13 protein-coding genes are annotated in these 13,357 nt (G+C 44.8%); 3 read left to right on the top strand and 10 right to left on the bottom strand.

Annotation, left to right across the window (positions count from 1 at the left end; genetic code table 11):
- The first annotated feature begins 87 nt into the window (after nucleotides 1-87).
- On the top strand, nucleotides 88-693 hold the full coding sequence (locus tag DXX92_RS12555) for a DJ-1/PfpI family protein (RefSeq protein WP_116000749.1): 606 nt from the start codon (nucleotides 88-90) through the stop codon (nucleotides 691-693).
- Between the two features lie 5 nt (nucleotides 694-698).
- On the opposite strand, the gene DXX92_RS12550 is transcribed toward DXX92_RS12555, so the two are convergent.
- The 5 genes from DXX92_RS12550 to DXX92_RS12530 all read right to left on the bottom strand — a co-directional run bounded on the left by DXX92_RS12550 (nucleotide 699) and on the right by DXX92_RS12530 (nucleotide 5,541).
- Nucleotides 699-1,664, bottom strand: a complete 966-nt coding sequence (locus DXX92_RS12550) for an enoyl-CoA hydratase/isomerase family protein (protein ID WP_116000748.1) — start codon at nucleotides 1,662-1,664, stop codon at nucleotides 699-701.
- A gap of 121 nt (nucleotides 1,665-1,785) precedes the next feature.
- Nucleotides 1,786-2,217, bottom strand: coding sequence for a PaaI family thioesterase (locus DXX92_RS12545; RefSeq protein WP_220347697.1), 432 nt, complete (start codon nucleotides 2,215-2,217; stop codon nucleotides 1,786-1,788).
- Nucleotides 2,218-2,492: 275 nt separating this feature from the next.
- The gene (locus tag DXX92_RS12540) at nucleotides 2,493-4,547 is read right to left on the bottom strand and encodes a TonB-dependent receptor (protein ID WP_181901752.1); all 2,055 of its coding nucleotides are present in this window, start codon (nucleotides 4,545-4,547) and stop codon (nucleotides 2,493-2,495) included.
- 393 nt (nucleotides 4,548-4,940) lie between these two features.
- Nucleotides 4,941-5,126, bottom strand: coding sequence for a DUF3012 domain-containing protein (locus tag DXX92_RS12535; RefSeq protein ID WP_116000745.1), 186 nt, complete (start codon nucleotides 5,124-5,126; stop codon nucleotides 4,941-4,943).
- Between the two features lie 67 nt (nucleotides 5,127-5,193).
- Nucleotides 5,194-5,541: a 5-carboxymethyl-2-hydroxymuconate Delta-isomerase gene (locus DXX92_RS12530; RefSeq protein ID WP_116000744.1), complete on the bottom strand. Its 348-nt coding sequence runs from the start codon at nucleotides 5,539-5,541 to the stop codon at nucleotides 5,194-5,196.
- Between the two features lie 181 nt (nucleotides 5,542-5,722).
- Between DXX92_RS12530 and DXX92_RS12525 the strand changes: the two genes are divergently transcribed.
- Both DXX92_RS12525 and DXX92_RS12520 read left to right on the top strand, forming a co-directional pair.
- Nucleotides 5,723-7,243: a hypothetical protein gene (locus tag DXX92_RS12525; protein ID WP_116000743.1), complete on the top strand. Its 1,521-nt coding sequence runs from the start codon at nucleotides 5,723-5,725 to the stop codon at nucleotides 7,241-7,243.
- 113 nt (nucleotides 7,244-7,356) lie between these two features.
- Nucleotides 7,357-7,782, top strand: a complete 426-nt coding sequence (locus DXX92_RS12520; RefSeq protein ID WP_181901751.1) for a DUF4124 domain-containing protein — start codon at nucleotides 7,357-7,359, stop codon at nucleotides 7,780-7,782.
- 329 nt (nucleotides 7,783-8,111) lie between these two features.
- Here DXX92_RS12520 and trpA read toward each other — a convergent pair whose 3' ends face one another.
- The 5 genes from trpA to DXX92_RS12495 are packed head-to-tail and all read right to left on the bottom strand — an operon-like array spanning nucleotide 8,112 to nucleotide 13,339.
- Complete coding sequence (trpA, locus tag DXX92_RS12515; protein ID WP_116000741.1) at nucleotides 8,112-8,951, bottom strand: tryptophan synthase subunit alpha; 840 nt, start codon at nucleotides 8,949-8,951, stop codon at nucleotides 8,112-8,114.
- On the bottom strand, nucleotides 8,951-10,195 hold the full coding sequence (gene trpB, locus DXX92_RS12510) for a tryptophan synthase subunit beta (RefSeq protein ID WP_116000740.1): 1,245 nt from the start codon (nucleotides 10,193-10,195) through the stop codon (nucleotides 8,951-8,953). The genes trpA and trpB overlap by 1 nt, the downstream gene beginning before the upstream one ends.
- A 1-nt stretch (nucleotide 10,196) precedes the next feature.
- On the bottom strand, nucleotides 10,197-11,588 hold the full coding sequence (gene trpCF, locus DXX92_RS12505; protein ID WP_116000739.1) for a bifunctional indole-3-glycerol-phosphate synthase TrpC/phosphoribosylanthranilate isomerase TrpF: 1,392 nt from the start codon (nucleotides 11,586-11,588) through the stop codon (nucleotides 10,197-10,199).
- Nucleotides 11,588-12,646 carry an anthranilate phosphoribosyltransferase gene (gene trpD / locus DXX92_RS12500; protein WP_116000738.1) on the bottom strand — a complete coding sequence of 353 codons (1,059 nt, stop codon included), beginning with the start codon at nucleotides 12,644-12,646 and terminating at the stop codon, nucleotides 11,588-11,590. Before trpD ends, trpCF begins: the two co-directional genes overlap by 1 nt.
- A gap of 18 nt (nucleotides 12,647-12,664) precedes the next feature.
- Nucleotides 12,665-13,339: an aminodeoxychorismate/anthranilate synthase component II gene (locus tag DXX92_RS12495; RefSeq protein ID WP_116000737.1), complete on the bottom strand. Its 675-nt coding sequence runs from the start codon at nucleotides 13,337-13,339 to the stop codon at nucleotides 12,665-12,667.
- Nucleotides 13,340-13,357: the final 18 nt, after the last annotated feature.

The raw sequence follows: 13,357 nt of genomic DNA, 5'->3' as shown, positions 1-13,357 counted from the left end.
GCGCTAGTGTAACACGCAACTCGCTATTCTCAACTAGTGTAGTGGTTTACGTAACTAAGTAGCACACGGTTTGCCTAGGAGGTGTAATTGAACATTGGTATTTATATTTATGATAACGCAGAGGTACTGGACTTTACTGGCCCGTTTGAAGTCTTTACCACTGCCGAGCGCATTAGCGATAAGCCAGTATTTAATACGTTCTTGATTAGTGAACAGGGCGGCTTGGTGACGGCTCGTGCGGGTTATCAAGTGATGAGTCAATACAGTATTGATAATCATCCTAAGCTAGATATTCTTATTGTTGTCGGCGGTGTTCATAACGACGAGATGCAAAAGCAGAATGTGATTGATTGGATTTCACACCAACACAAGCTAGTAAAGTTCACCGCTTCGGTCTGCACAGGTGCTTTTTTACTGGCACAAGCTCATGTGGTTACTAACCATCAAGTAACGACCCATTGGCAAGATATTGGCGAGTTGAGCGCCTTATTTCCCAGCCTTACCGTGCAAGAAAGTGTTCGCTGGGTCGAGCAAGGTAATATCCTTACCTCAGCAGGTATTTCTGCTGGCATTGATATGAGTTTTCGACTAATTGAACTTGCGCTGCAAAACAAAGAATGTGGTAATGAAGGTGTTACGCTTGCAGCACGTACCGCTCGGCAGATGGAGTTTGAACGGGCAAAGACACCATAGGTTAGTTACTTCTCGTTAATATCGCTAATTTCTTGATGGTCAAACGCTGTATTTATTGTTTTCCCTTGAGCCAAGCTAGCGCGCTGGTGTTGATAAGCCTTTGCCGCTTGGTCAGTGCTGGCGGTATCAACAAAAGCGACTTCATCTTGTGCTAGCGCTTGGCTAAAGCTTTGGTCATGTCCTTTGTGAATACCTCGCTTGATATAGCTAATCGATAACGGCGATTTATTTGCGAGTTTCGCGGCAAGTTGCCCACTGGCCTCGACTAATTCAGTTTCATCAACGGCTTGATAGATAAGCCCTAACTGCTCTGCCTCATCAGCGGTTAAACGGCTACCTAACATGCATAGTTCGATTGCTTTGGCTTCACCTATTAGTCTTGCAAGACTATGCATACCACCCGAGCCCGGCATTAAGCCGATGAGTGATTCAATCTGGCCAAGGTAGTAATCACCTTTTGCCATCACGCGAAAATCGCAAGCCATCGCTAGCTCCATACCAAAGCCTTGCGCATTGCCACCAATCGACGCGATCACTGGTTTTTGACTATTTCTTACTTGCTGTAAAAAGCGATTCACTCGTGCATAAGTCAGTGTCGTTTCAATAAAGTTATGTTTTGCAGCGCGGTTAATAACATTTCGCAAAGAGGAAAAGCGATCAAGGCGTACGATGGCTTTTGACATTGCCATGACTAGACGAACGGATAGAGGGAACAAGGGGCCGGTTAGTGCTTTGATTTTTCTCACTTGCTGCATGTGCTGATTGATTTCATCTAGCGAGTAATGAGTAATAAAATAGCCGGGCGTTGAGTTCGTCAAGATGATCACGCGTACTTGCGGGTCGCGCGCTACTTTAGCTAAAGCTGTTTGAATAGCCTCTAGCAGCTCAAGAGTCATAAAGTGGTGCTCAGGGCTGGTAAAAGCAATGGTCGCAATATGATTAGCGATATGGCTGTGAACTTGAATACTCATGATACTCGTTAGGAAATGTAGTTTTGCTTATGTTGCAATTTAATCACGTAGCAATTTAATTACGTAACAATTTAATTACGTAGCTATGCAGTTATTTAGTTAGATGCTAGCAACAAGTGAACTATCTGATGATTTTGCAAGTGCAAGAAGCATATGCATAGAGCTTACCCTCATCATCCACTAACTTGCCTTCTGACACGCCCAGTGATTTTGACATATTGATCACCTGACTTTCCGCATAAAGAGTTTTACCCACTGGGATAGGGCGCATCATCTTTACGTTAATGTCGATAGTGCCGTAGCCTTCCCCCGGCTTGAGCATGGTATGAATTGCGCAGCCCGTTGCTGAATCAAGCGCCGTGCAGGCAAAGCCGCCATGCACGCCGCCCATCGGATTTAAATGCTGTGCTGAGGCAGTCGCTTCAAATTTTACATAGCCCTCGCGCACTTCAACTAAATAAACGCCCATCGTATTGGCAATGCTAGGTGGTGGCACTTGCTGGTTAATTAAAGCGGTAAGCAGCTCTAAACCACTGAGTTTACGTGGATCAATGGCTTGTTCATTTTCAGCCAGAGAAATGTCTGTCGTATTGTTTGCCATGCGCTAAGCCTATTGTTTTGGTTGTTATTTTTTAGACAAGAAAACTTAGCTTAAATCAGTTGAGTGATTTGGCAAGGGTTTTTGTTTACAGGGTGCTGTAGGAAGAGGTTTGGGAGTGGATAAGTCACTGGCTTGATAGCCATATTGAAAAATTAAAAGTAATTAGCTCAGCTGAATCAATTGAGTTCGTTCAGGCTGAGCTAATTAATAAGGTAGTTAAAGTAAGTTTAGAACGAGTAACTCGCTTCTAGCCAAGCGCTCACACCTTCTCCGGGTACCCGTTGGCCGACCGGAATATCACTCCCTTGCACTCGGTTATAACCACTTAAATGACTGCGATAATCTTTATCCAATACATTATCAATTCCTGCTTTAAGGGTCAGTGACGTGTTAACGAAATACTGAGCGTCTAGGTTGACCAAGCCATAGCCTGAGCTGGTTTGCTCTAGGTTAGTGTTAGATACCTTATTTTGGCTGGCAACCGCGACCAATGTTAGGTTCGTGTTAAAGTCAGTGCCTTGGTAACTGACTGTGATTTGGCCATTGAGCGGCGCAATGCGATAAAGTTCGTCATCAATATCACGGCGCTCGCCTCGCACATAGCTGGCAATGCCTGATACTTGCCAATGTTCATTAAACTTGTATTGCCAATTGATATCTGCCCCATACAACTTGGCATCCACATTGGTAAACTGCAGTGGATTTGAATCGCCTGCCATCATCTGTGCCACCATAAGCGCGGCCATTTCTGTCATTGGCAGAGGCGTGCCTTGAATATAGTCATCAATGCGTTGATAAAAGATATGAGGGCTAATAGAGAGTTGTTGATCAAGGTAGTTTAGACCTAAATCCAGTTGATAGGCTTGCTCTGAATCGAGATTGATATTGCCAATATAAGTGCGACCGTCCGCCAGGCCAGCGGTAGCCTCCATCGGCAGCCACAAATAGCGCTCTTGATATGACGGGGCACGCGTTTTTACGCCAATACCAGCTGACAGCGACAGATTATTAGTCAGTCGCGTTTCACTGTTAATGGCGAGATCAAGATCGGTTTCGCTGACACTGCGATCTGCATTGTTGAAGCGATTTAATAGCATGGCTGGCATTGGCATAGCTGCCATCGATGTTGAGACATTACCCGCATCAGCCTCTGCTCGTTTTAAGCGCAAGCCGTAGCTAATCTCACTGTTGGCAAGCTTTGTCACTAACTCGGCGAATATGCCATAGCGATTATCTTCCACTTGATTAAAGTTATTAACAAAGAACATGGCATTGTTGGGGTTAGAAATAAATGAATCATGCTCGGCAAAATAGCCATCAATACCTAAGGTGAGGTCGCCAAAACTAAAGGGTTGCTCGGCGCTAAACTTAACGTCAATCGTTTCAGATTCAGCGTGATTACGGCGATGACGCATAGGGTTGTTGTTTTGTCTGAGCAAGAAATTAGTCATCTTGTGATCGGCATCTAAATAACCCAACTGCCAGTTTATTTGCCAATTAGCCAAGCTAAAGCCGCCATCTAAGCTAACACGGTGACTAAAAATATATTCAATATCCATTGGTAGGGCGGGCGTGCCTGAATTTTGCGTATCTAAGTAGTGATAGGTGAGGCCGATATTTTCATTGCCATTATTAAAACGAAAATCGCCACCAAACTGACGCTTTTGAAACTCAGTCGGGCTAATGTCTTTGCCACTACCTGTTTCCATATCATCAGCTTGTTGCACATTGGCAAAGAGCATAGCGCCCCAATTGCCTTGGCTAAGATTAATAACACCGGCGCCAGTTTCTGCTTTATTGTTACTGCGATATCCCAGTTGCAAATCGCCCGACATCTCTAATTGCTGTTGTTGGCTGATATCCGCTTTACGCATTTTCACTTGCACTGCCCCGCCAAGCGTATCAATTGCCGCAGAAACAGGTGCGACGCCGCGGTAAACGGTTAGTGCGTCAACAATCAAAGGTGTTGAATAGCTCAGCGGCGTATCCATGGCATTTGGGCCTGCGCCTATGATCGGATGACCGTCAATCGTCGTAGCGACACGATCACCAAATAAGCCACGATACTGGGCAACCCCCGTGACTGGCCCATTGCGGTTGATATTGGCACCGGGCACGGAAGCTAGCCAGTTCGCTAAATCAGGCACGCTGGTACTGCCTTTTGCAATCGCTGAATGCTCCTCTAAGCCATGACGTTGATGGCTAATGGTGATCACTTCCAGTGCGTCAATTTTTTCAATATTATCGTCGGCATAAGCTACGGCTGAAGTGCTGGCTAGCATCAAACCAGCAAGCATGATTGATTTGGTAATTGGGTTGACAGGTTTGTTGTAAAGATCATAAGAATTTCTATTGCAGCATGACATAACGAGGTTAGCTCAACTTGACTATAGTAGGTTTAGAATTTGATCTTATTGTCTTTGGCTAAACTGCTGTTAGCAAAGGAAAAGTGGCAAGTGCGACAATATGTCGCAGAATTTACTAACGCAAATACGGCAAATGAGTGGGCGAGGATTTTTTCTTTGTTTTAGCGCAATAAAAAGGCTAAAAACTCAATGAAAGTGGCGGTTGGAATAGATTGATTAGTAGGCTTTGCCAACACTAACTTTAGCAACTAAGCAACTAAGCAACTAAGCAACTAAAGCTAGTGTTTTTCCATTTGTTATCAGAAAAGGTTAATTAAACACACAATGCTTGGCGTAGTCTTTTGCTTCAGTTGCGGTCCAATCGCCTTTAGGTTTTTCGCTCATTTGTTTGCACCACTTTTCGCTGCCGACTTCAGGTGCACAGGCCGAGACAAATAGCGCTAACAGGCTAATGCTGATTAATTTTTTTATTGAAGTGCTAGTTTGATGTGTCATCCTTTTGATCCTTGTTGTTTTCTCATTGTGTTTTTCTAGTAATTTTTTTCGTCGTGTCGCAAAACAATTAAAGCATAGCTTTATTGCAATAGCTCGCCTTCTCAAAATCATTAACATTCATGGCAATGTTAGAAACACTGGGCAACAGTTCAGTGAGGCGCTCTACCACCGCTTTTGACAGCGCCGCTTTCTGCTCGACCGTTCGACCTTGCATGATGTTGGCGAAAACATGAATAAAGCTCCCTGTTTCGGTGCCGCCAACTAAATATGTACTGTAGCTGTTGGTTCTCACCTTAATGTCACCTAGGGTAAATAGCTCACTAGCGGCGGCAACTTGATGAACAGCCAGATTTAACTCAGTTTCCTCAACAAGTTCAGTAATGTTTTTCGAGCATTCAATCACAAAATGCGGCATTCGAGTTTCCTATAGAGAGTTTTTATAAGTGTAATTTACCAGTGACGTAAAGAAGCGTAAAGCTATGTAAAGTAGGGCAAACCTCTGGAACTAAGCTAAATCCTCTCACTCTATTAAGTGCATTTAACAGCGAATATTCGCTTGTGCTAACTGCGTATTAATAACGACAAAAGGATGACATATGCTTTCCAATTTTTTGCCTGCGCCTCAACTTGTTAAAGCCCGTTCAGGCTTATCAATTCTCTCCAGTTTATTCTTGCTTAGTGCTTGTGGTTCAAGCTCTGATGATAGCTCAGACATAGGCTACATCCAGCTTTACAATGCATCAGCAAACGCGCCAGCTATCTACATGACGGTTGATGAAGATCCTGAAGAAGTTAACGATGATGAAATAGAACGTACATACACAGCGGTAGATTTTACCAATGTCAGTAGTCGAAACGAATTGCCCACAGATAGCTTTTTTGTCGATTTAGGTTGGCAAAGTGAAGATAGTAATGACCATGATGATTTGACCATTATTTATGAGCAAGAAATCGCGATTGAAAGCGATATGATTAATTTCTTGGTGTTAGCAGGGGATATAACTGCTCCAAGTATTCTAAGCTACAACATTCCGATCGTTGATGATGAAGACGATAGCACTGACGACTTATTCAATTTACGCGTGCTAAACCTACATGCAAATTTTGACAATCTGGATGTATACGTGTCGAAAAGTAGTGAAACCTTCAATGAAGCTGAGCTGCTTGATAGCAGTGCCTATACAGAGCTGACGATCAATCACAAACTAGTTCAAGACGATTACACTTTCTATATCACCGAAAATGGTGGTGATGAAGTGTTATTCCAGTCGGAAGAGGTGCCATTTCAATACACTTCTCAGTATGTGTTAGCGGTACGTGAAAATTTAGGTGTTGATAGCACGCCTTTTGTTATCGATGTGATCTCTAGTAGCAGTGCTACTGAGTATCAACAACTTGGCTCAACTGCCCGTTTTCGCGCCTACAACGCGATCCAATTAACAGAGCAGTTGGCGAGTTATGAAGGCGAATTTGATTTGTTTATGGATACCGCTGATCAAGAGGCGATAATTGAGAGTTTGGCTATTGGTCAGTTTAGTGATGCGATTGCAACCGCCTATGGTGATTACAGCTTTGCGCTGACTTTACCTGATTCAAGCGAGCAATTGCTTAAAAACCATTTGGTGACTTTAACTGAAAATGCTGATAGAACGGTTTTCTTCTATGCCTCTGAAGAATTTGTCGACGAAGACGGTGACGGCGATGTTGACGAAAATGGCGATGGCATTGTCGATGAAATCGACGTAACCATTAATTCGCTCGTTGTCAGTAACAGTAGTTACCAAGGCATTTACCAGCACAATGTGAATATTGTGAATTTGATTGATGATGAGGATTTTGGCTCTGTAAATGTCTATTTTGTGCGAAGTGACGAGCTTATAGAAACTGCCGAGTACAAAGACACAATCGCCTATGCGTCTAATGAAAGCATGCTGTTATTGAACAATACCTATCAGGTCTATGTGGTTGCACAAGTGAATAGTAGTGATGTGATATTAGCGACTCAATCGTTAACGCTTGATGAAGACTCCGCTGAGCAGTACCTGATTCTGACCAATGATGAAAGCTCTGCAACAGGCTACACAATGACATTTGCCGATCAAAAACCACAAACCTAGGGTTTGGTGATTTACGTATTTTTTCAGTGATTATTTGCTCAAAGCTCGAACAGTTGGCTTACAGCAATGTTCGGGCTATACTGACCAAAATGGCGAACAACAAGGAGCAAGTTTTGGCTAACCGTTTATTAGTGTTAATGTTTTTGACACTTTCAGCAAGCGTTGCAGCATTTCAATCTGCTGAAGTTTATCGCTGGGTGGATAAAGACGGCAACGTGCATTATTCAGATATGCCGAACAATCCGAACGCCAAACTTATTTTTGTTCAGCCTGGTATCACATCAAAAGCCGACACGGCACAATTTCCCGAACAAGTAGCTGATAATAGCGACGCTATCTCCGATCAAGACTTAGCCCAAGCTCAAGACCAATTAGCATTTAGGGAAGCGCCGAATAGTGCAGAATCCTGTCGTGACTTACGCGTAGAAATGAATCAACGTTCACGTGATTTAAATGCCGGTAACCCGGAAAAAGCGAGGCAGGCAAGAATTTTCTTAACGCTGGCGGAAAAACTGCTGGAAAGCGGTAACTGCCAATAGGATAAAGCTAGTTACTTTTTATGACAGTATTGTCGTAAAAAGTTATCGTAAAAGTTGTCGCAAAATAAGTTGAATAAAAAAGAGGGCAACTAAGCCCTCTTTTGCGTTCAGTACAAGTGGATCTAAACCTATTTAACCTCAGGTTTGGATAAGAAATAGTGAATAAGCAATAAATTCATAAACTTAAAATTACAACTACCTTCTAGCGAGAAATTTTTTCTGATATCAAGGCGAATTTGCGCGTCAATAGCTGGCCTATTGCAAGTAAATTTAACGCTGATAGCAGGAAAAATAACCGCTAGAAGCACATTAGTTATCCAGAGCTGAGGTTATTTAGTCGCTGCCTTCATTGCAGAGACAAAGCTAGTTAGCTCAGCTAACATTTTGTCTTCATCATTGAGGTTTTGCTCGATGATTTTCACCGTTGCAGAGCCACTAATCGCACCTTTTGCGCCTGACTTAATGGCCGCAGCCACTTGCTCAGGTGCTGAAATACCAAATCCTAGTACTGGTGGTGGCGCGTTAAACTCGGTTAAGCTGTTGATCAGGTCATCCGCTGGCATCGTCGCTTTGGTTTCTGCGCCTGTTACGCCTGCGCGGCCTAGTACATAAGTGTAGCCTTGGCTAAATGCAGCCACTTCTTTTAACGTTGCTTGCGTTGCGTTTGGCGGCGCAATAAAGATTGGCGCAATACCGTTGTCGCGAGCGGCTTTTCTAAATGGCGCGCTTTCTCGAATTGGCACATCGGCAATCAAAATAGAATCAACGCCAGCATCACTCATTTCTTCGTAAAAACGTGAAATGCCGCGCGAGAACACTAAGTTACCGTAAAGCAATAAGCCAATTGGCACTTGCGGTGCGTAGGCGCGAATTTCTTTTAAAATATCAATGCAATCGTCAGTGGTGATACCCGCTGCAAGGGCGCGAATACCTGCCATTTGAATGACCACACCGTCAGCACTTGGGTCTGAAAACGGAATACCTAGCTCTAGCGCATCCGCACCAGCGTCGATGAGCGCTTTGATCACTTTAATTGATTGGGCTTTACCTGGGTCGCCAAGCGTCACGAACGGCACAAATGCCCCTTCATTTTGTTCAGCTAAACGATCAAACATCTGCTGGTAGCGATCTTTTCCTGCGATACTGGCGGCTTTAATACCTGTAGTCATTACGCTACTCCTCCTTCAGCGGTTTCTGGCGATAAAATCGTGTGAACGTGCGCTAAGTCTTTATCGCCTCGGCCTGAAAGGTTCACTAGGAAAATCGTTTCTTCGGTCACTTGCTCGGCCATTTTTAAGGCTTGACCAAGGGCATGAGAAGATTCAAGCGCTGGAATGATGCCTTCGTTACGGGCTAGCGCTTGGAAGGCTTCTAGTGCTTCATCGTCGTTAATGGCAACGTACTCAGCGCGGCCAGTATCTTTTAAGAAGGCGTGTTGCGGGCCAACACCTGGGTAGTCAAGACCGGCAGAAACCGAGTAAGACTCTTCAATTTGGCCGTCTTGATTTTGCATAATGTAGGTGTAGTTGCCGTGCAGCATACCTTTAGTACCGGCAGTCAAAGTAGCACCATGGTGCTGGGTTTCAACACCTTTGCCGCCAGCTTCAACACCAATAAGCTTAACGCCTTCTTCTTTAATAAAGTCGTTAAACATACCAATGGCGTTCGAGCCACCACCAACACAAGCAATGACATAATCAGGTAGACGACCTTCTTGTGCCAACAATTGCGCTTTTGCTTCTTCACCAATCATTTTCTGGAATTCACGCACAATGGTTGGGAATGGGTGAGGGCCAGCCGCAGTGCCTAATAGGTAGTGAGCGTCTTCATAACTTGCTGACCAGTCGCGCAGCGCTTCGTTACACGCATCTTTAAGCGTGCCGCTGCCTGCGGTTACTGGAATGACTTCCGCGCCCATTAAACGCATACGGAATACGTTAGGCTGTTGGCGTTCACAGTCTTTCGCGCCCATGTAAACGCGACATTTTAAGCCTAGCAGTGAACAAGCAATTGCGGAAGCCACGCCGTGTTGACCAGCGCCTGTTTCGGCGATAATCTCAGTTTTGCCCATGCGTTTTGCCAGTAGAGCTTGGCCTAGCACTTGGTTCGTTTTATGAGCACCGCCGTGTAATAGGTCTTCACGTTTTAAGTAGACTTTCGCTAATGGGTTTTTCACCAAGTTACGACATAGGGTTAATGGCGTTGGACGACCTGCGTACTCTTGTAGCAGAGAGTTAAACTCGTTTAGAAAATCTTCGTCTTTTTGTGAGTCGATAAATGCCTGCTCAAGTTGCTCAAGGGCAGGGACTAAAAGTTCGCTGACATACATGCCGCCGAAGTCACCAAAGTAGGGTGACAGGCGCTTTGCCGCGGTATCTGTAGACTCTATGTTCGTAGAAACTGTGTCTGTCATGTTAGTAATTCCTAATTTCAGCAAAAACCTGATTAATTTTTGCTGGTGATTTTTTACCTGGGCTGGTTTCAACACCTGAGTTGATATCTAACCCTTTTAATTGCTGTTCGTTCGTTACCTTGACGGCGTCGCAAATGTTGTCAACGCCAATACCACCGGCCAATAAACAAGTTGATAAAGCTTGTTCGGTGTCAGCTAACGATTGCCATGGAAATGGCTGACCTGAGCCGGGCGATTTGCCATCTAATACCCAACCGTTAACGTCTAAATCAAGCGGTGGCACTTGCTCAGTAACCGCTTTGGCTTTCCATACTTGGCAGCCTGCTGGCAAAAGTGGTGATAATGATTCAATGTAGTCAGCTGACTCATTGCCATGCAGTTGCACAGCGCTAAGCCCTAATGTGTTGGCAAACTCAGCCACCTGCTGAGCTTCAGCATCAACAAATACACCAACATAATCTAAGCCAGATTCGGCTTTTACAATTTGCTCTGCTTGCGCTTGCGTGACATAGCGCGGCGATTTTTCTGCGAAAATTAACCCGCCGTATAAACCGCCAGCTTGTTTGACCGCCTTTGCTGTTGCTGCGTCAGTCAAGCCACAGACTTTGTGTTGGCCGAAAATTAACTGACGACAGGCTTTATCGACATCGTCTTGCGCCATAATCGAACTGCCAACTAAAAAGCCATCTACCGCTGGTGCTAAATAGCGAACTTCCTCGTTGGTGTAGATACCGGATTCAGAGATCACTAACTTACCGTCTGGAATTTGTGGAGCGAATTCAAATGTACGTTCGATATCCGTTGAAAGATCCCGTAAGTTACGGTTATTTATGCCAATTAGCTTGGAATCTAGCGCCAATGCGCGGTCTAATTCATCTTGGTTTGAGACTTCAGTGAGGATCGCTAAGTTGTACTTTTGTGCAACCTCAGCCAGCTCGCGATACTCATTATCGTCTAACACGCTCAGCATTAATAAAATCGCATCGGCGCCATAGTGACGTGCCAAGTAAACTTGGTAAGTGTCGATAAAGAAGTCTTTATTCAGCACTGGTGCTTTGACTGTTGCGGTTACTTGCTGCAGGTACTCAAAGGTACCTTGGAAGTATTTTTCGTCGGTTAATACCGAAATACCGGCTGCGTAGTTATCGTAAATGGTCGCAATCGCTTCAACATCAAAATCAGGACGAATTAAGCCTTTTGACGGTGAGGCTTTTTTACATTCGAGAATAAAGCCCGCTTGTGGCTCGCTTAAGCGATCGTACAGGCTTTTTTCCGTTGGCACTAAATCATTGATAAAGCTTTCCAGTGGTAGCGATTTTTTCAACGCTTCTACCACTATTTTTTTGTCTTCAACGATTTTTGCTAATACGTTTTTTGTAGGTGAAGAACCCATTAGTCCTGTACTCCGTCGTTTCTTGAGGCTTGGTTCGGCTCTTTATTAGAAATGTCCACCAGCGCGGCTAAGGTCTTCGCTGCTTGGCCAGAAAGTAACATATCTTCCGCTAATGAAGCGGCACCTGCTAAGGTTTCAGCTTTGCCGTGCAGATAGAGCACAGCGGCAGCATTGATGATCACTGCGGCATTGTGCGCTGGCTGGCCTTTACCTGCCAATATGGCTTGAATTGCCTCAGCATTTTCTTGCGGTGTGCCGCCTTTAATGTCTTCCAAAGTATATTCTTGCAGGCCGAAATCTTCAGGGGTGATGGTTTTCGCGACTTGCTCACTCTTTTCACCATCATGCGTGATTTCAATAATTTGGGTTGCACCATGCAACGCGATTTCGTCTAAACCACTGCCGTGCACTACCCAGCCACGCTTAACGCCGGTAAGGGCTAGCGCATCCGCCATCACAGGTAACAAATCAGGCGTATAAACGCCGAGTAGCATAGTGCTTGGCGCAGCAGGGTTTACCAGCGGCCCTAAAATATTGAATAGGGTACGTACCCCCATGGCTTTACGCACTGGCGCGGCATGTTTAAAGCCCGGATGATAAGCTGGCGCATATAGGAAACACAAGTTTGCTTCACGTAAGCACTGCGCTGCGGTTTCTGGCGACATGGTTAAGTTCACGCCAAGCGCTTCAAGTAAATCTGCCGAGCCAGACATTGACGACACACTGCGGTTACCGTGTTTTGCCATTTTAATACCGCATGCTGCCGCTAGAATAGCTGCTGTGGTCGAAATGTTAATGGTATTCGCGCCATCACCACCCGTACCAACACAGTCAGTCACTTCAAAATCTAACGCAGGAAAGGCGGTAGCGTTATTTCTTACTGCCAGTGCCGCTCCGGCAATTTCAGCAGGTGTTTCACCTTTGATTTTTAATGCAGTTAGCACGGAAGCAAGCAGCTCTGGTGCCACTTCACCTTGAATCATTTGCTCGAAAAAATCCTGCGCCTGTGCTTGGCTAAGGGCTTCTTGGTCGATTAACGTATTAAGAACAGTTGACATAATTTGCTTATTCCTTGCTTATTTATTGCTATTAGCTATTGAGGTAGCGTTTTCAGATGACGAAAACAGGGTAAATACGCGCTCAATGGCTTGTGCCAATAAGTTGCTACCATAGGTGGTTAGCACAGACTCTGGGTGAAATTGAAAACCGACGACGGCATCATCGCTGTGTTCAATCGCCATCACCAAGCTTTGATTCGGCTCTTCTGTCGTTGCGGTCACCGTTAAGTTGTCCGGCATCGAAGTTGCCACCAATGAATGGTAACGAGCGACAGGTAATGGGTTATTAATCCCCGAAAACGCTCCTTCACCATTGTGATGAACCGGTGATGATTTACCGTGCACAATATTTGGTGCGCGGCCAACCGTACCGCCATAGTGCTCAATTAACGCTTGGTGCCCTAAACAAATGCCAAGAATTGGGTATTTGCCTGCTGCCTTACTGATCAGCTCCATTAAGCAGCCAGCTTGATGCGGTGCTCCTGGCCCTGGCGATAAAACTAACATTACATCACCAGAAAGGGCTTCGAGCTGCGACATAACAAAATCAGCAGATAGGGTGTTGCGAAATACCTTTGGCTCAAAACCTAATTGGTAGAATTCATCCACTAGGTTGTAGGTGAATGAGTCGAGGTTATCGAGCATTACGATATGTCGAGCAGGGCTATTTGAATTTGTCATTTTGTCTGTCATTGTACCTATCATTGTACT

The sequence above is a fragment of the Thalassotalea euphylliae genome, assembly GCF_003390395.1.
Classification (GTDB): domain Bacteria; phylum Pseudomonadota; class Gammaproteobacteria; order Enterobacterales; family Alteromonadaceae; genus Thalassotalea_F; species Thalassotalea_F euphylliae_C.
This window is presented reverse-complemented; position numbering and strand designations above follow the sequence as displayed.

Bases quoted from the DNA above. Each gene is read 5' to 3' on its own strand.
- trpD (WP_116000738.1), bottom strand. From the start codon at position 12,646: ATGTCAACTGTTCTTAATACGTTAATCGACCAAGAAGCCCTTAGCCAA.
- trpB (WP_116000740.1), bottom strand. From the start codon at position 10,195: ATGACAGACACAGTTTCTACGAACATAGAGTCTACAGATACCGCGGCA.
- DXX92_RS12540 (WP_181901752.1), bottom strand. From the start codon at position 4,547: ATGCTAGCCAGCACTTCAGCCGTAGCTTATGCCGACGATAATATTGAA.
- trpA (WP_116000741.1), bottom strand. From the start codon at position 8,951: ATGACTACAGGTATTAAAGCCGCCAGTATCGCAGGAAAAGATCGCTAC.
- DXX92_RS12550 (WP_116000748.1), bottom strand. From the start codon at position 1,664: ATGAGTATTCAAGTTCACAGCCATATCGCTAATCATATTGCGACCATT.
- trpCF (WP_116000739.1), bottom strand. From the start codon at position 11,588: ATGGGTTCTTCACCTACAAAAAACGTATTAGCAAAAATCGTTGAAGAC.
- DXX92_RS12495 (WP_116000737.1), bottom strand. From the start codon at position 13,339: ATGACAGACAAAATGACAAATTCAAATAGCCCTGCTCGACATATCGTA.
- DXX92_RS12535 (WP_116000745.1), bottom strand. From the start codon at position 5,126: ATGACACATCAAACTAGCACTTCAATAAAAAAATTAATCAGCATTAGC.
- DXX92_RS12530 (WP_116000744.1), bottom strand. From the start codon at position 5,541: ATGCCGCATTTTGTGATTGAATGCTCGAAAAACATTACTGAACTTGTT.
- DXX92_RS12525 (WP_116000743.1), top strand. From the start codon at position 5,723: ATGCTTTCCAATTTTTTGCCTGCGCCTCAACTTGTTAAAGCCCGTTCA.